At 47.9% G+C, this 21,370-nt stretch carries 25 protein-coding genes and 1 pseudogene; 20 read left to right on the top strand and 6 right to left on the bottom strand.

Going from position 1 to position 21,370, the window contains the following annotated elements:
* Positions 1-6: 6 nt before the first annotated feature.
* The 14 genes from E1963_RS09230 (at position 7) to E1963_RS09165 (ending at position 10,054) form a co-directional block, all read left to right on the top strand.
* Positions 7-732 carry a hypothetical protein gene (locus tag E1963_RS09230; RefSeq protein ID WP_132277344.1) on the top strand — a complete coding sequence of 242 codons (726 nt, stop codon included), beginning with the start codon at positions 7-9 and terminating at the stop codon, positions 730-732.
* A 13-nt stretch (positions 733-745) separates the two neighbouring features.
* A complete protein-coding gene (locus tag E1963_RS09225; protein ID WP_132277342.1) occupies positions 746-1,861 on the top strand; it encodes a phage head spike fiber domain-containing protein in 1,116 nt (371 codons plus the stop codon).
* A 72-nt stretch (positions 1,862-1,933) separates the two neighbouring features.
* Complete coding sequence (locus E1963_RS09220; RefSeq protein WP_132277340.1) at positions 1,934-2,305, top strand: hypothetical protein; 372 nt, start codon at positions 1,934-1,936, stop codon at positions 2,303-2,305.
* 53 nt (positions 2,306-2,358) lie between these two features.
* Entirely contained in the window at positions 2,359-2,490 is a 132-nt protein-coding gene (locus tag E1963_RS21270) for a CD1375 family protein (protein ID WP_262201036.1), read from the top strand.
* Between the two features lie 24 nt (positions 2,491-2,514).
* The gene (locus E1963_RS09210) at positions 2,515-2,829 is read left to right on the top strand and encodes a hypothetical protein (protein WP_132277338.1); all 315 of its coding nucleotides are present in this window, start codon (positions 2,515-2,517) and stop codon (positions 2,827-2,829) included.
* A 12-nt stretch (positions 2,830-2,841) separates the two neighbouring features.
* On the top strand, positions 2,842-3,066 hold the full coding sequence (locus E1963_RS09205) for a holin (RefSeq protein ID WP_132277336.1): 225 nt from the start codon (positions 2,842-2,844) through the stop codon (positions 3,064-3,066).
* Between the two features lie 46 nt (positions 3,067-3,112).
* On the top strand, positions 3,113-3,766 hold the full coding sequence (locus tag E1963_RS09200; protein WP_132277334.1) for a Rha family transcriptional regulator: 654 nt from the start codon (positions 3,113-3,115) through the stop codon (positions 3,764-3,766).
* Positions 3,767-3,828: 62 nt separating this feature from the next.
* The gene (locus E1963_RS09195) at positions 3,829-4,614 is read left to right on the top strand and encodes a peptidoglycan recognition protein family protein (RefSeq protein WP_132277332.1); all 786 of its coding nucleotides are present in this window, start codon (positions 3,829-3,831) and stop codon (positions 4,612-4,614) included.
* Between the two features lie 128 nt (positions 4,615-4,742).
* On the top strand, positions 4,743-5,933 hold the full coding sequence (locus E1963_RS09190; RefSeq protein ID WP_132277330.1) for a hypothetical protein: 1,191 nt from the start codon (positions 4,743-4,745) through the stop codon (positions 5,931-5,933).
* On the top strand, positions 5,923-7,338 hold the full coding sequence (locus E1963_RS09185; protein ID WP_132277328.1) for an SNF2-related protein: 1,416 nt from the start codon (positions 5,923-5,925) through the stop codon (positions 7,336-7,338). The genes E1963_RS09190 and E1963_RS09185 overlap by 11 nt, the downstream gene beginning before the upstream one ends.
* Positions 7,319-8,653: a DUF3440 domain-containing protein gene (locus E1963_RS09180; RefSeq protein ID WP_167482157.1), complete on the top strand. Its 1,335-nt coding sequence runs from the start codon at positions 7,319-7,321 to the stop codon at positions 8,651-8,653. The genes E1963_RS09185 and E1963_RS09180 overlap by 20 nt, the downstream gene beginning before the upstream one ends.
* A gap of 26 nt (positions 8,654-8,679) precedes the next feature.
* Positions 8,680-9,336: an IbrB-like domain-containing protein gene (locus E1963_RS09175; protein WP_132277326.1), complete on the top strand. Its 657-nt coding sequence runs from the start codon at positions 8,680-8,682 to the stop codon at positions 9,334-9,336.
* Between the two features lies 1 nt (position 9,337).
* On the top strand, positions 9,338-9,859 hold the full coding sequence (locus E1963_RS09170; protein ID WP_132277324.1) for a hypothetical protein: 522 nt from the start codon (positions 9,338-9,340) through the stop codon (positions 9,857-9,859).
* A 3-nt stretch (positions 9,860-9,862) separates the two neighbouring features.
* A complete protein-coding gene (locus E1963_RS09165) occupies positions 9,863-10,054 on the top strand; it encodes a helix-turn-helix domain-containing protein (RefSeq protein ID WP_132277322.1) in 192 nt (63 codons plus the stop codon).
* A gap of 173 nt (positions 10,055-10,227) precedes the next feature.
* Here E1963_RS09165 and E1963_RS09160 read toward each other — a convergent pair whose 3' ends face one another.
* Together E1963_RS09160 and E1963_RS09155 are read right to left on the bottom strand one after the other, a co-directional pair.
* Complete coding sequence (locus tag E1963_RS09160; RefSeq protein WP_132277320.1) at positions 10,228-10,446, bottom strand: hypothetical protein; 219 nt, start codon at positions 10,444-10,446, stop codon at positions 10,228-10,230.
* Positions 10,447-10,635: 189 nt separating this feature from the next.
* Positions 10,636-11,352 (bottom strand): LytR/AlgR family response regulator transcription factor, encoded by a 717-nt coding sequence (locus E1963_RS09155; protein ID WP_132277318.1) that lies wholly within the window; start codon positions 11,350-11,352, stop codon positions 10,636-10,638.
* 91 nt (positions 11,353-11,443) lie between these two features.
* On the opposite strand from E1963_RS09155, the pseudogene E1963_RS09150 reads away from it, so the two are divergent.
* The 3 genes and pseudogenes from E1963_RS09150 to E1963_RS09140 form a co-directional block, all read left to right on the top strand.
* A pseudogene (locus tag E1963_RS09150) lies at positions 11,444-11,905 on the top strand (M23 family metallopeptidase); the annotation flags it as partial.
* 77 nt (positions 11,906-11,982) lie between these two features.
* Positions 11,983-14,097, top strand: a complete 2,115-nt coding sequence (locus E1963_RS09145; RefSeq protein ID WP_243117651.1) for a putative bifunctional diguanylate cyclase/phosphodiesterase — start codon at positions 11,983-11,985, stop codon at positions 14,095-14,097.
* 169 nt (positions 14,098-14,266) lie between these two features.
* A complete protein-coding gene (locus E1963_RS09140; protein ID WP_132277314.1) occupies positions 14,267-16,822 on the top strand; it encodes a cation-translocating P-type ATPase in 2,556 nt (851 codons plus the stop codon).
* 6 nt (positions 16,823-16,828) lie between these two features.
* Here E1963_RS09140 and yfcE read toward each other — a convergent pair whose 3' ends face one another.
* The gene (gene yfcE / locus E1963_RS09135) at positions 16,829-17,359 is read right to left on the bottom strand and encodes a phosphodiesterase (protein ID WP_132277312.1); all 531 of its coding nucleotides are present in this window, start codon (positions 17,357-17,359) and stop codon (positions 16,829-16,831) included.
* Between the two features lie 97 nt (positions 17,360-17,456).
* Here yfcE and E1963_RS09130 point away from each other — a divergent pair, with 97 nt between their 5' ends.
* On the top strand, positions 17,457-17,969 hold the full coding sequence (locus E1963_RS09130; RefSeq protein WP_132277310.1) for a GNAT family N-acetyltransferase: 513 nt from the start codon (positions 17,457-17,459) through the stop codon (positions 17,967-17,969).
* Positions 17,970-17,993: 24 nt separating this feature from the next.
* Here E1963_RS09130 and E1963_RS09125 read toward each other — a convergent pair whose 3' ends face one another.
* Positions 17,994-18,806, bottom strand: coding sequence for a tyrosine-protein phosphatase (locus tag E1963_RS09125; RefSeq protein WP_132277308.1), 813 nt, complete (start codon positions 18,804-18,806; stop codon positions 17,994-17,996).
* Between the two features lie 188 nt (positions 18,807-18,994).
* Between E1963_RS09125 and E1963_RS19670 the strand changes: the two genes are divergently transcribed.
* Both E1963_RS19670 and E1963_RS09120 read left to right on the top strand, forming a co-directional pair.
* The gene (locus E1963_RS19670) at positions 18,995-19,156 is read left to right on the top strand and encodes a hypothetical protein (protein ID WP_167482156.1); all 162 of its coding nucleotides are present in this window, start codon (positions 18,995-18,997) and stop codon (positions 19,154-19,156) included.
* Between the two features lie 3 nt (positions 19,157-19,159).
* Positions 19,160-19,828, top strand: coding sequence for an HAD family hydrolase (locus tag E1963_RS09120; protein ID WP_132277306.1), 669 nt, complete (start codon positions 19,160-19,162; stop codon positions 19,826-19,828).
* Between the two features lie 188 nt (positions 19,829-20,016).
* On the opposite strand, the gene E1963_RS09115 is transcribed toward E1963_RS09120, so the two are convergent.
* Both E1963_RS09115 and E1963_RS09110 read right to left on the bottom strand, forming a co-directional pair.
* A complete protein-coding gene (locus tag E1963_RS09115; RefSeq protein ID WP_132277304.1) occupies positions 20,017-20,274 on the bottom strand; it encodes a hypothetical protein in 258 nt (85 codons plus the stop codon).
* Positions 20,262-21,119 carry a class I SAM-dependent methyltransferase gene (locus tag E1963_RS09110; protein ID WP_132277302.1) on the bottom strand — a complete coding sequence of 286 codons (858 nt, stop codon included), beginning with the start codon at positions 21,117-21,119 and terminating at the stop codon, positions 20,262-20,264. Before E1963_RS09110 ends, E1963_RS09115 begins: the two co-directional genes overlap by 13 nt.
* Between the last annotated feature and the right edge of the window lie 251 nt (positions 21,120-21,370).

The raw sequence follows: 21,370 nt of genomic DNA, 5'->3' as shown, positions 1-21,370 counted from the left end.
GATGACATGGCAATACAGAATAGGCGCGGCCCTTATGAGAAGCTGGATAAGACAAAGCTGCTCCCTGGGGAGCCTGCTGTCGTGCTGCAAGGCGACCCGCTTTGTGAGGATGGGAAATCAGTGTATATCTGCTTTACCGCGGGGGATACAAAGCGGATGGCAACCTATGAAGATATGGTTGAGAATATCGATGACGCTACCGAGGAAGTGCAGCTCAAGTTTACTGAGGAAGTTCGGGAAGCGACCGATAATGCCAATACGCAGGCAGGCTACGCCAAGGCGCAGGGTGATTACGCCAAGGCGCAGGGCGACTATGCGAAGGAGCAGGGAAGCTATGCTAAAACGCAGGGGGATTATGCCAAGGCGCGAGGAGATTATGCCGGGACGCAGGGGGCGACCGCTAGTGCTGCTACGAAGGAGTGCAAAAGGCAGACGACAGCCTGCGAGTTGGCGACACAGTCCAGCATAAATCAGACCATTGAGTGTAAGTCTGCTACGGAAGCAGCAATCGAAGCGGCAATGGGCCACAGTATTATTTACGACCCATCCGATGGGAACCAGGAAACAGTACAGGAAGTGATAAATCATATATGGGTCGAGTTGTTAAAAATGTTCGGCAGCCCGCTTACGGCAGGGGAGTATGATGCTAAAGGATTAACAGCAGGAGAATATGATGCTAAGAACCTGACGGCGAATGAATATGATACACGAGCTGGAGCTATTTTAAAGTAAGGAGGCAGAAATTATGGCTATGACAAAAACGGGTGAACCGTTGGACCTGTCAGCACCGATTGCAACCGATACGCCGGGATGGGTGACTGACTTCGCTGGTAATTCGAGAAAAATTAATGATTTTGCAAGAGCGACTAGCAATAAAATAGGTGATATAACTGCACTGCAGACAGAATTCAAAGATAATCTTGTCGGTGCGGTGAACGAGGTGATAAATACAATACCGGATTTAGGCGGGACAAATATTCTGAACGCAACGAATGAACTGGTGACGATTGGGGCATCCGCAAGCTGGCTAGGAAGATCATGGCGATATGGAAAATCTGGAGCCACGCCGAACGCAACGGGAACGCAGGCTGTATTTGCCGTTTCGGACGCACCTAATCCACAAATCAAGTATGGGTTTGAGATACATAACGATTCAGGCAGACGTTTTGTCACGCAGGATAACATACCGCTCGCAACCGGAACAACATATACGCTCAGCTGCTACGCCCGCGCCACTGCAGGTAGCCCTAAATTAGTATTACAGACCGGTGGTAATGCCGGGGGCTACAATACGTCCGTGGTGGAAATAACAGATGGCTGGAAGAAGTATACGATGACATTTACAGCAAGGGCAGATACAGAAAGCGCTTATTTTGGATGCGATGGTGCAGACGTTACCCTACAGATATGCGGAGAAAAACTTGAGACCGGGGACTATGCTACAGACTGGAGCTACTCGCCAAATGATATTGATGCGGCGAATTCGGAGAAGCTGGACAAATCAAAGGTCGTAAATGGGCTGCTTACGACGGAGGAAGGCTTTGCCTTGGATGCTAGGCAGGGGAAAGCTCTTGATGAAAAGATTGCAGAGCTAAACAGCAATTTGGCAGGGCTTATCATTAAAAATACGGCAACAAACAAAGTAAACGTATCCGCCGGCGCACAGTCTTATACATACATTACAATTAGTCTGCCCGCCGGCTATAGCGTGCTGTCTATATCTGCTGTAGCCGCGCACTCTACTACACTATGCGGCACGGCATCCATAAGCGGCGATAGGGTATATATACCATACGTCACTACCGCTGCACAGACCCCCGAGACGTTTAGCGCAGAAATCGTGCTCTTAAAAACCCTATAGTTTTGCTATCAAGAAAAGAAACCCGTAAACCCGGAGCCGCAAGGCTCCTATTTTTGTGAAAGGAGTGATAGCTTGAAGGCTATATTCAACGACGCCTCAGGACTGCTGATACAGCAGGCATATATCGCCGCGGATGGTGCGTTGCATCTCAAGACGATTTCCGCGACGGAAGAAGAGCTCCGCGAAATTTTGTCTGACGAATTTAAGACGAGTAAGATTGTCATACAGGAGCGCGGCCAGGTGCTTGCCGAATACGAGAATTACACAAACTTTGACGGTATCTACAAGCAGAATGCTGGTATTTTAGAGCCGCATCTCTATAAGGCGGGGGAAAGCCAGGCTGACAGGATAACGGCTCTGGAGCAGACCAACATTGAGCTCAGAGAGCAGAATGAGTTCCTTCGGGGCTGCATCTTGGAGATGTCGGAGATGGTGTACCAGTGATGAGCAATTTGTTAACCAATATTATACTATTTTTAATCAGAAAGGATGATTTTATGATGGCAATGTTATGGGCACAACAGATTATGTTAGGGAAGAAGGAGTACACACAGGTTCCGCGGCTGCTGAAGGAGCAGGTCAAGGAAATCCTTATTGATTCAGGCATGGAAGAACTTATAACCGAATAATAACCGAAAGAGAGGTAGCATGATGTGACAGAAGAGCAGATTGCAGTTAAACTCGAAGGCCATGAACATGAGATTGGCTCTCTAAAGCATCGGATGAAGGACCAGGAGGAGCAGACCAAGACCATACAGGAGCTGGTCATATCGGTAAAGGAGCTGGCCTTGAACATGAAAACCATGATGGAGGAGCAGAAAGACCAAGGGGCGCGTCTGGAGCAGCTTGAGCAGGAGCCGGCAAAGAGGTGGAAGGATTCTACAAAAGCTATATTCAACGCCTTCCTGGGGGCATTGGGGACCGCCGTAGCAGGCGGCCTCATTTACTTGTTAACTATGATTCAGTAGGAGGTAAAGGATATGAAGAACAAAACGTATTGGATCGAATGGGGCAAGAGGGCAGGTATGAGAGCAATCAAGACCGTTGCGCAGGCGGCAATCGCCGGCATAGGCACGGCGGCGGTAATAAGCCAAGTAGATATCAAGTATGTCATATCTGCGTCGGTGCTGGCCGGAGTGCTGTCCCTGCTGAACAGCTTGGCCGGATTGCCGGAAATAAATACGGAACATGGGGACGCGGAGTAAGCGTCCTCTTTTTAATGCAGTAAAATCAGCAGAAAGGATTGATATTATGTTAGTAGAAATAACAAGGATTAATAAAGACGAAGTTACGGTTGTAAGCAGTCTGGATATTGCGGAGACGTTCGGAAAGGAACATAGAAATGTTCTGGCTGACATCAGAAATATAGAAGGTGATATTAGTACCGCTGAATTTTCAGCTCTATTCCATCTGGTCTCTTACAAGGCTTCAAACGGAAAGAGTAATCCGATGTATCTTATGACAAAAGATGGATTCACGCTCTTGGCTATGGGATATACAGGAGAAAAGGCTATGCGGTTTAAATTAGCTTACATCAAGCAGTTTAACGCAATGGAAAAAGTCCTTATTGGCAAGATGAAAGAACGGGAGAAAGGGATTGCGGTGAGACAGGCCCTCACCAAGGCATTGCAGCAGTCTGCCGAGGACGAACGGATGCATGGACACGCATATTCCACTTATACAAACTGTATCTACAAAACATTATTTGGGATGAATGCATCACAGCTACGGGCATCCTACGGGATAAGTAAAAAGGAAAATCTGCGCGATTATTTCAGTGCTGAAGAACTGGACTGCGTGCAGTCAATGGAAAGCCTTGTCAGCGGGTTGGTTGCCTGTGGATGGGATTATGACAGAATAAAATCATTTATCCAGCAGACAAATACAAAGCAGCTGGCAGGGTAAACAGCTAAATAATCCGAGAGCTTGGAAACAGGCTCTTTTTTAAATGGAAGGAGAAAAAATACATGAAAATCATAGAATCGAATCTATCATTTGGCAGCATGAGCAGAAGGAGCAAGACGAACCGTATCATCCTGCATCACGCAGAGGCGTCCACCTGCACTGTTCAGGACGTTCACCGTTGGCATAAAAACAACGGATGGGCGGGCATAGGCTACCACTTCTTCGTTCGGAAGGACGGCTCCGTATATCGCGGCCGGCCGGAAAATACCGTAGGCTCCCACGCATATGGGAGCAACTCGGATTCTATCGGAATCTGCTTCGAAGGCGCGTACATGACGGAGACCATGCCGGCGGCGCAGAAAACGGCAGGGAAGGAGCTTGTTGCATATCTGAAAAAAAAATACGGCATCAGCAAGGTGCAGGCACACCGTGACGTATGCGCCACGAGCTGCCCCGGAACCAATTTCCCGTTTTCGGACATTGCTGGAAGCTCTGGCAGCGTGTCGGTCACGACCACACCATCTAAGCCAGCAACGTCTGGTGACGCTTGGGTGAGAAGATTACAGACTGAGTGCAATGCACAGGGATTCAGCAAGCAGGCTGTGGACGGAATCGCAGGACCGAACACGCTGGCCGGATGCCCGCAGCTAGGCCGGACAAGCCGGGGAAATATTACGGCACTCCTCCAGGAGCGTCTTAACACGCTTGGATACAATTGCGGAGCCGTGGACGGAATAAACGGAGTTAAGACACAGGCAGCCATCAAGGCATTCCAGAGGGCACACAATCTTGTGGCAGACGGTATCGTCGGGCCGAAGACATGGAGCAAGCTGCTCGGATTATCTTAATAATAGTTATTATAGAGCCTCGGAGCGTAAAAACTCCGGGGCTTTTTATTTTTTTTTACAGAAATCTATTGACATAGTGCGAAATTCGCACTATAATATAACTAGAAAGACAAAAGGAGGAATCAGATATGGCATGGTATTACGGAACATATTCTTGTGGACATGAAGGAAGGGTAAATGTGATTGGCCACAGAAAAGACAGGCAGTGGAAAATAGATAGGGAATTCGAGGGCATGTGCCCAGATTGTTACAAAAAGTGGCTGGAAGAGGAAAAGGAACGCAAGAATAAAGAGGCAGAAAGCAAGTCAGAGTCTATGGAGCTGCCAGAGCTTACAGGAACGGAAAAGCAGGTCAAGTGGGCAGTTACATTAAGAGTTGATTTTATTGAAAATATTGACAAAAAGCTGACGAGATGGATGGAGAAAACAGGAAGCAAAAGAATCGTTTTGGAAGAGGGAAATATGGAAGACATCGTTGCAACAAGAGAAGAAATCATGGATGCAATCGACTATGGCTGTACAAAACATACAGAAGCAAAATTTTGGATTGATAGAAGAGATTCACAATATGATACAATGACTTTTCTTCTCAAGGAATTCCGCGAAAGGAAAAAAGAAGAGGAAGTGCCAGATGATGTAAGGAATGAGCTTGAAGAAGAGAAAGAAAGGCTGACGGTGAAACCGGAAGAGACCAGCAAAGGTGGAATCGTCGAGCTAAAGACGACGAAGGACGGAAACCTTGTAGCCATCTATGTAAAAGATGAAAAGTTCAGGGAAATTGCAAAAGAGAAGAACTTCACATGGAGCGGAACAGGATGGGAAAAAGCGATAAATGAATATTCGGGAGACATAGATGACCGTGCGGCAGAAATAGGTAACGCCCTCATATCGAATGGATTTACGGTAAGATTTTTTAACGAGAACTCAAAACAGAAAGCTATATCTGGAATGTTCGAAAAAGAGCAGAGAAGATGGATAAAATGGAACGATGAAAAGAAAACGTTTGCAATATGCTGGAATGGATATAACAGTACATTGTATAATGCGGCAAAGAAGCTGCCCGGAGCTTACTGGGATAACGGAAATATGAAAGTAGCTGTCGAATTCTATAAGGAGCTTGAAGACTTCGCAGAAACGATGGAGTTCACCTTCTCCAAAAAAGCACTCAAGGAAAAAGAAAAATATCTGGAGATGGAAGAGAGATACCAGATTGAAAATGTAGAAGAGAAGGCGCAGGAAGAAATTTCTGATGAGGAACGTCTCAGAAAAAGCTTGAAGGAATCGGGAGCAATCATAGAGGATTTGAAAGATGAAGCTTAACAATGAACTTCTAGGACATCAGAAAGATGCTGTCGACAAGTTGATAAAATTAAAAGTAGGCGCCTTGTTCATGGAGCAAGGCACCGGGAAAACAATAACGACACTTGAAATTGCAAGAATAAGGTACGAATCGTCAAAGATTGACAGCGTCATATGGCTCTGCCCGTGTTCGGCAAAGAACAATATAAAACGGGAGATTCAAAAGCAGTGCCCGGAAGAGATGCTGGACATATTTACAATCTGCGGCATAGAGACGTTGAGCACGAGCATCAGGGCGAGGGCATACCTGCTTGAACTGACGAAGAAAAAGAGATGCTTTCTTGTCATAGATGAAAGCCTGCTCGTGAAGAACCCGCGGGCGTACAGAACGAACAACATAATGAAGATATCAGAAAACTGTCCGTACAGAATCATTCTGAACGGCACGCCGATATCACGGAACGAAGCTGACCTGTACTCACAATTCTATCTGCTTGACTGGAGGATACTAGGATATAGAAGCTACTGGAGCTTTTCAGCTAACCATCTCGAATACGACGAACATGGGCAGAAAAGGAGGGTGCTGAACACAGAGTATCTTGCGTCAAAAATAAAACCATACGTGTACCAGATTTCTAAAAATGAATGCATGAAGCTGCCAGGAAAAAACTATGAAACGGCCTACTTCTATATGACGGAACAGCAGGATATGGAATATTCATACGTAGCAGAAAGGCTGATGAATGGAGTTGACGAGTGGAAGCCAGAAACGATATACAGATTATTTTCGGGGCTGCAGGCTGTGATATCAGGGAAAAAGCTCATATTCAATGAATCAGGAAAACATTTCGAGGCTGTGGAAATGTTCGATACGCCCTTAAAAAATCCAAGGATACGGAAAGGCCTGGAGCATCTTACTGATGAAAAGACAATCATCTTCTGCCGATATGAATCGGAAATATCTCAGTTGTGCGGGCTGTTGCCAGATGCGGTCAGATTTGACGGGAAGGTTCCGCAGAGGAATCGCGACCAGGCATTGCGTAAATTTGAAAAAGACAAAAAATATCTGGTTGCAAATAAAAACTGTGCGGGATTTTCCCTGAACCTGCAGTTCTGCCATAATATCATCAACATGTCGAATGATTGGGATTTGGGAAAACGGCTACAGTCAGAAGACCGGATACACAGGATGGGCCAGACGGAAGAGGTATATATAATAGATATCTGTGCCGCAAACACGATCGATGAGAGCATACTAAAATGCTTGAACAAAAAGGAGAATCTTCTAGACTGTATAAAAAGCGAGATGAAGAATGCGGAAGATGTGAAGCGGGTTATAAATAAATTAATATATGGAAGCCGATACAACCATGAAATATTCGATTGTTCGGAATTGGGGGATAGAGATGCCGAAAGTATATCGTAATACTAATGTATATGAGGAGGCCTTGAGAAGATATCAGATCGTATTCCGGGAATTCGACAATTACTACGCGTCCGTTTCAGGAGGGAAGGACAGCTCCATCATGCTGCAGCTGATGGCCCAGGAGGCCAGGAAAGCCGGAAAAAGATTCTCTGTGCTATATATAGATTTGGAAGCGCAGTACAAGGCGACCATAGAGCATATAGATGAGCTGATAGACGCCACGAAAGATGTAGTAGATGAGTGGTATTGGGTAGCAATGCCGATATCATTAAGGAATGCAGTATCGGCCATACAGCCAAAGTGGGTCTGCTGGGATAAAAAAGATGCTGACAAGTGGGTGAGGGAATATCCGTCGAAGAGGAAAGATATCATACTATGCACGGAAGAAAATCATCCGGCCGGATGGGAATGGTTTGCTAAAGGGATGGAATTTGAGGAATTTATCCTATGGTTTGCAAAGTGGTACAACGAGAAGCATGGAGGCAAGACGGCAGCAGGAATCGGGATTCGTTCAGATGAATCGCTGAACCGGTTCCGTACAATCGTAAGCAAATCAAAGGAAAGGCATGCAGGATATGGATGGACAACAAAAGTGAAATTCAAATCAGAACCATTAAACTGCTGGAACTTCTATCCTCTGTATGACTGGAAGACGGAAGATGACTGGACAGCGGTAGCAAGGTACAACCTGAAATTCAATAAGATTTATGAACTGATGTATAAGAATGGCTTATCAATCCATGAACAAAGGCTTTGCCAGCCTTACGGGGACGACCAGAGGAACGGACTCGACCAGTTCCGCACACTGGAACCGGAGACCTGGGAGAAGGTATTGAACCGGGTGGAAGGGGTAAATTTTGGTAACATCTACTGCAGGACATCACTCCTTGGAAATATCAAGTCTGAGAAGCCGGATAGCATGACGTGGGAGCAGTACGCAGTGTTCTTGCTAGAAAGCATCGGCTTATATGCTCCAGAGGTAAGGGACCATTATCACAAGAAAATAACTACATTTTTACAATGGTACGAGAAGCAGGAAAATGTAAGCATAGAAGAGATACCAGAAGTAGCTGAAAGAAAACTAGAGTCGGCAAAAAAAGCGGCATCATGGCGGCGTATAGCAAGAGCGATAGAAAAAAATGATTTCTGGATGTCGAGGCTGTCTTTCGGGGAGACGAAATCAGATGTCAAGAAACTGTTTGAATTGAAGGAAAAGTACCATAACATTATAAGGCCAAAAGACACGGACAATAAGAAATTGAGGTTGCTGGCAGAAAAAATAGAGGAACAAGAGCATGATAGAGAGGACGAGTAGATTTGGCAATGTGATTGGAGGAAGAGATGAGCAGACTAAAGAAATTAACGGATAAACTCGCGGAAGAAATCGAACGGCTCGGAACGACGGATGAAAAGGTAGAGGCGTTAAATATGGTGAGGAAAAAAATACATGATGTAAGCCCGTTCAAGGAAGAACCTTGTGACTGCATACAATGGATAAGACAGGACAACGTTAAGGCCAACGAATATAATCCGAACCATGTCGCCACACCGGAGATGAAGCTTCTCTACGAGTCAATAAAACTTGACGGATACACGATGCCGATAGTAACATATGACTTAGGAGACAGCAGCAGGGAGATAGTGGACGGATTCCACAGGAACCGAATTGGGCGAGAACATGCAGACATCAAAAAGAGGGTACACGGTTACCTTCCGGTATCAACGATAGACAAGCCTGCGGATGAGCGTATAGGTTCAACAATCCGACATAACAGGGCACGTGGGTCGCATGGGATACGTCCTATGTCAGACATCGTAGTGGAGCTTGCGAAGATGGGATGGGATGATGAAAAGATATGCAAAAGATTAGGGATGGATTTGGATGAAGTAATCCGTTTGAAACAAATCACAGGGCTAAAGGAAGCATTCATGAATCATGAGTTTAGCAGGTCATGGGAAGAATTTGAAAAAAATCACTATGGAGAAGGAGAAAAATAGTATGACAAAATTTGAAGTTGGACAAATAATACCGGAAGCAGTCGGACATGAAGAAGGGGTAAAATTTGATATGGCGGATGACGGCGCAATGATGATAGTATATTTTAACAATCCAACGGACGAGGAAATAAAGCAGTTCGGTTCGAACAATCCATACGAGATAAGATTTACAGAATTTAAAAACGTAACGGTGATAACTACAAAGATAGGCAACCTAAACTGGATGGATGCACCGTACACTCCACACCTGAGCCTGAACTTAACAAAATATACGTTGCCAGGTGAAGGGCAAGGACTTGCACTTATACTTATGCTGGTAGATTCTGCAACTGGAGAAATCAAAAGCATGAGGTTGATGGGGCTTTCAGAACAGTTCACCAAGAAATTATTTGGTTGTGTAATGGAACAAAAAATGAGACCTTTTAATCGTGAAGAGTATGCCACAGATATCAATAGAATATTTTCTGCATATAGCACGAAAAAAATAGCTGATCAAGCGACAGCATACTGCAAGGTGAGATAATCTATGAAGGAGAATAAAATAAGGAAATCACGGATGGAAGCAGGTCTGACGCAACAGCAAATGTCAGATATGTTAGAGATACCGATTAGGACGATAAAGGATTGGGAAGCCGCTACACATAATCCACCAAAATATGTTGAGAAGCTAATCATAGAAAAGCTGGAGAGCATTAAAGAAGGAAAGCTAAATAAATAGTATAATGCAAGCCACCGACACCAATGGCGGTTTATTCATTAGATATTAAGACTATGATATATTAATACTAATAATAGAAACCATTTTGGAATGTAAAAATAGGGTTATTGATTATCTATTTTTTTAATAGTTACATTTTGGAAGAAAGCCCTGAGCGAAACAACACAGGGCCTTCATTCATAATCATAATGCGTCCGCCGCGGTGAGCTGTTGTACCGTACATGCATAGCTGCCTCCTCAGGCGTCCGGTATAGTCTGCTCTCCCTAATCCGTATCCCCTTTCCGCTCCCGAACCGGATAACGCAGAACCCGCCGCCGCTTCGGACTACGGTGGCGGGACGGATGTGCATGTTGTTTTCGATGATGTAACATTTATCGCCTTTATGCCACATATCAACCCCTATTGTTTTAGAATTTGGACCTTAGCCATCTGCATATTTTTGCAGGCGGCCATAGTAGGCCCCACCCTTGCCTGAATAGATACTCTTTCCCTAGTTTAATTGCTTCCCTGTCTTCGTCGGATAACATATATTTGTTGCAAGTCATAATCGTGCAAGTTTTCCATAGTCTGGTCTCCATTATCAAACAGATTTTGCGTAGTTGGCAAAAAATTTTGACCTATAATTATCCGTTATACTTATTTCTAATCCTTTTATTACGACATGCTTTCTACAGATGGAATCAATATAGTGCGAATTTATCAAATAACTCTTGTTCGGGCGAAGAAAAAAATTGCAAATGATACTTATATCCTTTTCTACCTTATCCAGTTTGCCATAAAATTGCATAACATCCGAATAGGTATGTAATTTGACGACCCTTAATGATGATTCGAAATAAAGCACGTTGAGAAGGTCTATCTTATGCTCCGCCCCATTGATTGCACAGGAATATATATAATCTCTCCTGAGAAAACGGATTCTCTCTATGCAGCGTTCTAATACATGATATAGCATGTGCGAACAAACAGGTTTTTCAATGAAGTAGAAGGGCTCGGCCTTTAAGATATTTACTGAATACTTTGTATAAGAAGTTATATAAACTAATAAAATATCAGGCAATAGGGCTTTGAGCATTATGCCAACATCAAAGCCCATCGACTTCTTGAGCAGAACATCAAGGAATACGATATCATAATGTTTACCGGCCTGTATTTCATCTATTAAATCTTCGCCGTTAGCATACGTATCTGTGGAAAGCCTTGTTGTGCAGCCCCAGTCGTAGCAGTCCAAAAGTTCGCATATCTGGTCTCGAAAATATTCCTGGTCATCGCAAATAGCAATAGAGACTCCTACCATAAATACCACCTCCACAAGTATAATAAACCTATAAGGGAAGATAATATCATGGTAATATATACCAATTAATGATATTCTATTTTATATTCATATAGGTACGCCGGTAGTAGCGGTAGAGTCCGGCTATGTGATGGAACTCGGTTGGAACCAGTACGGCGGCTGGCGTATAGGGGTAAGCAGCTTTGACGACAGGCGGTACTATTACTATGCCCATCTGCGCCAGGACTTCCCCTTTGCCAAATCGTTGAAGGAGGGTTCGGTCGTGCAGGCGGGAGATGTCATCGGCTATATGGGGCGTACGGGATACAGTACGAAAGAGAATGTCAATAACATCGACACGTACCATCTGCATTTTGGGCTGCAGCTTATCTTTGACGAATCCCAGAGAGAGGGGAACCATGAGATATGGATAGACCCTTATCCGCTCGTCCGGTTCCTGTACAGGAACCAGTCCACGGCAAAACGGGATGATGCCACGAAGGAATGGAAGCGCATATATAACATCAAGGATCCGGCAGCAGAGAAATACATCAAAGACAGCAAAGAGAAGTGAAGATTGTTTTTACAGCCAGCCGAAAGTAGAGTATAATGGCAATAACAGAATTGTTGTACAGGACAGGAGGCTGCAAGTTGGATTACAATCGGATATCATCCCTAATACTAGATGAAAGTGAAAATATGGTATATATATCAGATATGGAGAGCTATGAGCTGGTGTATATGAACAGAGCGCTGATGGAAAAGTTCGATATTGACCGTAAGCGTATCGGGGACAAATGTTATAAGGTCCTGCAGGGGCTGGAGGCCCCTTGTCCGTTCTGTACGAACGAGTGTCTTAAGAAAGATGGCTATCACGTATGGAAGCATTACAACCCTATACTAAAACAGCATTATGAACTGAAAGATAAGCTGATAGAGATCGATGGCAGGAATATGCGGCTGGAAATCAGCGTGGATATTACAGAATCAGAAGCTGAGCACATGGAACTGGAGCGGCAGCTGTCTGTGGAAGAGACGCTGGTAGAATGCATACATACGCTGTCGGAGCATACGGAGATAGATACAGCCATAGAAAAGCTGCTGCAGATAATCGGGGATTTCTATCAGGCGGAAAGGGCCTATATATTTGAAATTGATTACGATGCCCGGTATGTTTCTAATTCTTATGAATGGCGCAGGGATGGGGTTACGCCGCAGATTGATAACCTGCAGGATCTTCCGATATGCACGGTGGACATATGGCTGGAGACATTCAAGGCCAGAGGCGTGTTCTACTTTGATTCGCTGCGTGATTTTGCTGAGGAAGGATCTGAGGATTATGAACTCCTTGCTTCGCAGGGGATTGAGAAGCTCATGGCTGCGCCATTCTGGAAGGACGGCGTGCTTATAGGCTTCATCGGCGTGGATAATCCGTCCTGTGGCACAGGACAGATCAAGCTGCTCCAGTCCGTGCCATATTTCATAGAGAACGATATAACAAAGCGGCATATGCTGGATAATTTCCGTAAGCTGAGCTACAGGGACACTCTGACCGGGCTTGGGAACCGGAACCTTTATATAGAGACGATTGAGAAGCTTCAGGATACAGAGCTTGATTCGCTCGGCGTCGTATTTGTCGACATCAATTCGCTGAAAGCATCTAATGACAGATATGGGCATCAGTACGGAGACTGCATCATCCAGAACGTGGCAACCGGACTGGCCGGCATATTTCCGGAGAATGCTTACCGCGTCGGCGGAGATGAGTTTGTCTGCCTGTTCATAGACGGGGAGCGCAGCGAGTTTGACAGCCGTCTCATGCAGCTTCGGAGGTTCGAGCAGGAAGATTGCATGTGCGACTTTTCCATGGGGGTCAATTACCGGGAAGGCAACGTGGATGTCAAGGAGCAGATCGGCTACAGCGACAACATGATGTATGTAGAGAAGCAGGTCTATTATGGCAATGGTGTAGAAGGGAAGAACTCTTATCACGAGGTGCTTGCCAAAAAGCTGGTGGAAGAGATCGCATCCGGCGAATTTAAGGTGTACCTGCAGCCGAAGGTAAATATCGATACAGGAGAACTGTACGGTGCGGAGGCGCTTGTCAGAAGGCGGACGGAGGATGGGGAAGTCCTTATGCCGGGACAGTTCATCCCTTTGTATGAAGCCGAGGGGGTCATCCAGCAGCTCGACCTGTACGTGTTCGAGGAGGTGTGCAGGCTTCTGGACAGCTGGAAGGAAAAGGGATATCGTATGATTCCTATAGCCGTCAACTTTTCCAGAATCAGCCTGATGGGGATAGATATCATAGAAAGCCTTGCCAGGATAAGAGGAAGGTATGGGGTCGCCCCCGGACTGCTGACAATCGAAGTGACGGAAAGCATAAGCAGGATGGGGGCAGAGACGCTTGGACAGCTGATGGAACGGTTTAAAGAGCATGGCTTTGCATTCTCTCTGGACGATTACGGGACCAGATATTCCAATCTGTCGCTTCTCGCCAGACTGGATTTTAAAGAGCTTAAGATTGATCAGAGCCTTATCAAAGATATCATGACGAACTGGCGCTCGCGCATCGTGCTGGAACACACGATTCAGATGTGCCGGGAGCTCGGTATCATCACGGCGGTCGCAGAAGGGATAGAGACAGAGGAACAGCGGGAGCTGTTGAGGAGCTACCACTGCGATATCGGACAGGGATATCTGTTTTCGGAGCCGATACCGATAGGAGAATTTCTGGACAAGTATGGAAGAGACTATCTGTATTGAGGCACAGGTGCCGGAAGCCCTTATAGGAAAAATAAGACAAAATTCAGAAACTGTTTATAGAATTATAAGGTGTGCGGAGGTATAATAACCTTATGTTCCCATACGGCGTAAAATGTGCGCAGTACGAAGCGTAGAGCAGCTGCCGGAGGGTCAGCTTAAGGAGGATAACATGTTTTTGAGGCGGAAGTCCGGATACGGGACAGAGACAGAAGAAGAGACATATGAGTATGAGGAGGAACGTGCTCCGATAACACGCTACGAGCCGGACTACAGAGAAGGCCTTTCGGCCAGGCAGGTGAAGGAACACGCCGCGGCGGGATACCGGAACGTGTCGGTGGAGCCCCCGGCGCAGACAGTAAAAGAAATCGTACATGAGAATGTATTTACGTATTTTAACCTTATTTTCGCAGTGCTGGCGGTGCTGCTCTGCCTTGTCGGGTCATTCCGTAACCTGACGTTTCTGCCGGTCATCATCGCCAATACGCTTATCGGTATCGTGCAGGAAATACGGGCCAAGAATACCCTTGAGAAGCTGACGATGCTCAACGCGCCGCAGGCGCTTGCGGTGCGGGAAGGAAGGACGTCGACGGTGGATTCTGAGGAGCTGGTGCTGGATGATATCGTCATCTTCAAAGCAGGAAACCAGATATGTGCGGATGCGGTCGTGGCGGCAGGCGAGGTGCAGGTCAACGAATCGCTTCTGACCGGAGAGTCTGATGAGATTACGAAGAAAAGAGGAGACCATCTGATGTCCGGAAGCTTTGTAGTCGCCGGGCAGTGCCACGCAAGGCTGGAATATGTGGGGGCCGATTCTTATATATCCAAGCTGACGCTGGAAGCCAAGGCGATGCAGAAGGGCGAGCAGTCTGAGATGATGCGTTCTTTGAACAAGCTTGTGAAGTTCATCGGCATCGCCCTTATACCGATTGGCATCGCCCTTGTGGTACAGAGCCTGTTCTTCAACCATGGGACGCTCCGCGGCAGCATCACTTCCATGGTAGCCGCTGTTATCGGAATGATACCGGAGGGGCTGTACCTTCTTGCCAGTGTCGCGCTGGCAGTCAGCTCCATGCGGCTCGCGAAGCAGAAGGTGCTGCTTCACGATATGAAGAGCATCGAGACTCTGGCAAGGGTGGACGTGCTCTGTGTGGACAAGACCGGGACGATTACAGAGAATACGATGAGCGTCAAGAAGCTTGTCCCAGTCAGTGCCAAGGGTGCGCAGGACGGGGAATCCGGCGGATTTGGCAAAGACGCCGGAGCAGAGAAAGATGACGGAGCAGACAGAGATGATGGAGCAGGCAAAGATGACGGAGCAGTCGGGAGCGGACGGAATGACAGCCTTTCCAGGCTGGTTGGAGATTTTGCGCTTGCCATGAGCAGCGACAACAGCACGATGGAAGCGCTCAAGTCTTACTTTAAGGAGCACTCGGACGAGAAGCCGGTCAAGGTTACGCCGTTTACGTCTAAGACGAAATACAGCGGAGTCACATATGAGGACAAGGCCCATGTGCTCGGTGCCCCGGAATTCATCCTCCGGGACGATTACGAGACGTATAAAGAGCAGATACGGCAGTATGCGGGGAAGGGGTATCGTGTGCTTGTCTTTGCAGACTATGATGGCGAGATTGACGGGAAAGCGCTGACAGGAAAGGCGGTGCCCCTCGCCTATATACTTCTGGCCAACCCGGTCAGGAAGGAAGCTTCCGAGACATTTGCTTATTTTGCGGAGCAGGGGGTAGAGGTGAAGGTCATATCCGGTGATAACCCGCTGACAGTGTCGGAGGTGGCTAAGGAAGCTGGAATCAAAGATGCAGAGAGCTATGTGGACGCTGCCACGCTTCATACGGACGAGGACATTGCGGACGCGATAGCAAAATATACCGTGTTCGGACGTGTGACGCCGGCACAGAAGCGCCAGTTCGTGCAGGCGCTCAAAAGCCAGGGAAGGACCGTGGCCATGACCGGTGACGGTGTCAACGATGTGCTCGCCCTTAAGGACGCGGACTGTAGCGTCGCCATGGCCTCCGGCAGCGAGGCGGCAGTGCAGGCTTCCCAGGTAGTCCTGCTCGAGTCGGACTTTTCGTGTATGCCTTCTGTCGTACTGGAAGGCCGCAGGGTCGTCAACAATATTCAGCGTTCGGCAAGCCTGTTTCTCGTAAAGAACATATTCTCCTTCCTGCTTTCATTGTTCTCAGTGGCCTTCATGATCACGTATCCTCTGGAACCGTCACAGATATCGCTTATCAGTATGTTTACCATAGGGATACCGGCATTCTTCCTGGCACTGCAGCCGAACAAGGAAGTGATCAAGGGGCATTTCCTGACGAATGTATTCCTGAAGGCACTGCCGGCGGGATTGACGGATGTGCTTGCGGTCGGCGCTCTCGTAGTGTTCGGCGGAACCTTTGGCGTGAGCCCGTCGGATATCTCCACCGCGGCAACGATGCTGCTTGCAATTGTCGGATTTATGATCCTGTTCAAGATATGCCAGCCGCTCAATACGCTTCGGGTTATCGTCTGGATTGGGAGTATCATCGGGCTTCTGGCATGCAGCATCTTCCTTCCCGACCTGTTTGCCATTACGGGAATGTCCGTGGAGTGCATCATGCTTTTCGTCGTATTCTCGATCGCGACAGAGCCTGTGCTGCGTTACCTGACGATGCTGGTCGGATGGCTGAGGCAGCTTTACCGGAAACGAATCAAGAAAGAGGCAGGAGAATAGGGAGGATTAGATATCCAGTATGCCGCCATCCAGGTCTTTCCATTGAAAGCAGCCGTCAAACAGCATATAGCCGTGTGCGGAGCCTTCCTTCGGGATGGAGACGGAGCCGGGATTCATGTACGTATAGCCACCCATGTCCTCATTTGCCGGGACGTGGGTGTGTCCGTTCAGCAGGATGTCTCCTGTTTTAAGGGGAAGGGGCGTCTGTGGATTCCAGTGGTGTCCGTGGGTAGCGTATACAGGACGTCCGCCGAGTTCCAGCAGACAGTAATCTGCCATGACTGGGAAATCAAGCACCATCTGGTCTACTTCTGTATCGCAGTTGCCGCGGACGCAGAGCAGCTCCTCCTTCATCGCGTTCAGCATGGAGGCGACTTCTTTCGGATTGTAATCTTCCGGAAGGGCGTTGCGGGGACCGTGGTACAGTATATCTCCGAGCAGGAGAAGGCGGTCCGCCTTCTCCATATGGTATGCGTCAATCATCTTCCTACAGTAATAGGCTGAGCCGTGGATATCAGATGCAATCATAATTTTCATAACATATATGTTCCTTTCCGTTTCGTTTTGCATATTTTATCATAACACAACTGCCATTCGTTTACTACCTGCTGACGGATGGAGAGAGGGAGGATCTATGAGCAAGAGATTGAGCATAGAGCGGGCAGGATACGGAGATGTTCCTGCGATACGGAAGATCATGGTTGATTCATACAGGCTAGTCCGGGACTCTGGCTGGTATGTCATCGACGATACCTCTTTTCTCGAACGGCATATTGAAGAAGAGGGCATCACGTTAAAAGCTGTTACGGAAGATACATTGGCGGGATTCCTCGTTATCCGTTATCCGGGGAATTCTGAGGATAATCTCGGGAGCTATATAAAGCTTACGCAAGAACAGGGCATGGCAGTCGCACATATGGAGTCCGCGGCCGTCGTTCCTCATTTCCGCGGCCGTGGAATCCAGAAGCAGCTCATGGACAGCGGCGAGAAGCTGCTGGCAGGCACCGCATATACATATCTGATGGGAACAGCACATCCGGACAACATCTACAGCGTGAATAATTTCCTGAAGCTTGGATATGACATTGTGGCGGAAGAGGAGAAGTACGGAGGGCTGCCCCGCTATGTTTTCTGCAAAGTCATATAGATAGATAATACTGCCAGGGCACTGTCACTCAAGGTACAGTGCCTTTAATGTGTCTCTTTTGCCTCGATCCAGTCCTACCTTATCTTCCAGGAAGGCGCTGATGCTGCCGGATGTCTGCTTCATAATGCCAAAGACGGTCTCAAGATAATCTTCCTTCACTCCCATGCAGATCCGTATGCTTTCCAGTGCGGATGAATCTTTGAACCGGTGGGAGAGGCCGCTGATAATCTTATCAATCTCTTCCTGCAGAAATGTGCCTGTCATCATATAGTCTTCCATAATCGTATCGATGTCCACGCCGAGCATGTAGAGAAGCATAGCCGTACCGATGCCGACCCGGTCCTTGCCGGCGCTGCAGTGCCAGAGAGTGGCGCCTTCGGCCTGTGCCGCGAGGAGATTGAAAAAGCGGCGGTACTGCTTCAGTGCATATTCGCTGGTGATGATATCTTCATACATCTGCCGCATGTAGGCGGCCGGGTCTATGCCCCGCTCTTTCATGCTCATGGTCGCCTCTCCGAGAGAGAGCTGCCTGTCGGATTCTTCGTCGTGGGTAATTCCGGCTGTCATGGCTTCCAAGATAGGAATGCTTATGTGCCGCACCCCCGGGATAGCCGGGTCGGGGCTTTCGGACTGCTCATGCGTGGTGCGGAAGTCTACAATGTTCTTTAAGCCGTATGTATATGCGAGGGTCTCCTTGTCCTGCCCGGTCATATCGCGGAGCATGCCGCTTCTTATGAGCCTGCAGGGTCTGATGTGCCGGTTGTCTGCAGCAGGGAACCCGCCAAGGTCACGTGTGTTGAAGAGTCCTTCCAGTGGGATTCGTTTGATTTCTTTCATAGTGCAACGACCTCTCTTATGCTTGATACTTTTCAGTATAGCATATGGGGCCGCCAACGTTCAATAAGGATGGATGAGGAAGCGTTTGTCACGTCACGGCAGAGTGTGATATACTGTTTATATACATGATGATCTGCCATTGATTGGTTCAGGCGGATCTGAGTGAGACAGCAAAGGGGGTTATGATAATGACGGAAGAACTGATAAAAGAAGTGAAGCACATTCAGAAATGTCTTGCGGCAAAAGACATGCGGGGTGACGAGTGGGAGGAGAAGCAGGAGATTATCAACAAGCTTGAAGAGGTATCGGATTATCTGAAGGATGCACTCGGGAAAGGAATTGAGTTTTAGAAGATGATAGATGCACTTATATTTGACATGGACGGCCTGCTGTTTGATTCAGAGCGCATTGTCCAGCGCTCTTGGGAGGACTGTGGCAACGTACTCGGGATTCCCCGGATGGGCAGCCATATATATCATACGCTTGGGATGAATGCGGTCAGCCGGAAGGAGTATTTTTCACAGGCTGTCGGGGCTGATTTTCCACATGAGGAGTTTGCGGCTCTTACAAGAGTGCGTTTCCGTAAGATAACAGACGAGGAGGGGCTTCCTATGAAACCCGGGGTCAAAGAGCTTCTCCTGTATGCCCGGGCGCACGGGCTTAAGACTGCGGTCGCCACTTCCTCGAGAGGCGAATATGCGCTTCGTAATCTGACCGATGCCGGAATCAAAGGATACTTTGACGGTTTTGTATTCGGTGACATGGTGAGCCGGGCCAAGCCGGATCCGGAGATATATCTGTCCGCATGTATGGCAATCGGGGCGGATGCCGGCCGCTGCATGGCTCTGGAGGACTCGCCAAACGGCATACGTTCCGCCCATGCGGCGGGTATGGTGCCTGTGATGGTGCCCGACCTGGTAAGGCCGGATGAAGCATTGACGCGGCTTACATACAAGGTAGTGGAGACGCTGCACGAGGTACCGGCGCTACTGGAGGCCTTCAATGGGGGCTTGGTAAATTAGGGCGCCGGGCGGAAGCCGGGTGGCATCTGCTCCGATGCGTCCGAGGCTTCGACTAGCCCACGGCCTCCTAACTTTGCGGCAGAGTCGCTGATAGCAGCTCCTCTCCCGCAAACCAGGGATACCGGGACGGATTCTCCGCCTCTTACGCTTACACCTGCGCATCTGCCACCCGGCTTCCGCCCGGCTATCTACTTTACTGGCAAGGGAAGGGGTGGCTGCGTGACGTTACTGGCCGGCGGATAGCCGCTGGCTGCGTCGGCTGAAGGATTAAATAGAGCCGGAAACAGGCAGGCGATGTTATATGAGATAACATCACTGTACCTGATTCCGGCTCTTCCTGCTTTACGAATCTGTGTGATAGTCGCAGTTCCCGGACGAATCGCAGCAGATGCCCCATACCGCCCCATCGGCGTCTCCTTTACGAAACCTACTACTAAGCTTCCCACCGCCCGGAGGCCCCGCAGGGCAGTACCAGTCCGGAGTCTGTGACAGGCAGCCCTATTTCCTGGGCTTCTACACGTCCGTTATATTTCTTAAGTTCGGTGCCGAGCATATAGGCCAGCACGGCAGGAGCAAGCCCTGTCGTGTAGGAATTGACAAGGAAGAAAAGAGGCCGTTCTGTCAATAGCTGCGTACATAGTCGGATAAGCGGATGTATGGCATCTTCAATCTTCCAGATTTCCCCTTTTGGACCCCGCCCGTATGAAGGGGGATCCATTATGATGGCGTCGTATGTGCTGCCCCGGCGTATTTCCCGTTCTACAAACTTGACGCAGTCATCCACAAGCCATCGAACGGGCCTGTCGGAAAGTCCGGAAGACGCTGCATTTTCCTTTGCCCAGGCAACCATTCCCTTCGAGGCATCTACGTGGGTGACGCTTGCGCCTGCCGCTGCCGCCGCAAGCGTGGCGCCGCCGGTATAGGCGAACAGGTTCAGAACTTTTACAGGGCGTCCTGCTTTTTTAATCTTATCGGAAAACCAGTCCCAGTTAACAGCCTGTTCCGGAAAGAGTCCTGTATGCTTGAAGCTGAAAGGCTTCAGGTTAAAAGTCAGCTCCTTATAGTGGATCTGCCACTGTTCAGGCAGATGAAAGAACTCCCACTCTCCGCCGCCTTTCTTGCTGCGGTGGTAGTGGCCGTTTTTGTTGTGCCATCCTTTATTTTCCTTCGGGGTATCCCAGATGACCTGGGGGTCCGGGCGCACAAGGACGAAGCGGCCCCATCGTTCGAGCTTTTCGCCTCTGCTGCAATCTAATACTTCATAATCGTTCCATTGGTCTGCAATCCACATGTATATGAGATTCCTTTCTGTCGGTATTCCTCAATATTTATGCGGAACAGGGGAGAAATGCCCTTTTCCGCATATGTTATGGGACAAGTATATCACAGAATCTCTATAAAATCATCATATAGATAATGTCTATAATAGCCGTCTATTATAAAAAAGGTCTATTTGATGACGGGACGGAAGGTTTATATAATGAACATAGGTATTATTGCGGGTAACTGGTATATTTTTTATTTCTAATTTCTATAAGCAGA

The organism is Extibacter muris, from assembly GCF_004345005.1.
Taxonomy (GTDB): domain Bacteria; phylum Bacillota; class Clostridia; order Lachnospirales; family Lachnospiraceae; genus Extibacter; species Extibacter muris.
Note: the sequence above shows the minus strand (reverse complement) of the source record. Positions and strands in the feature narration are given on the sequence as shown.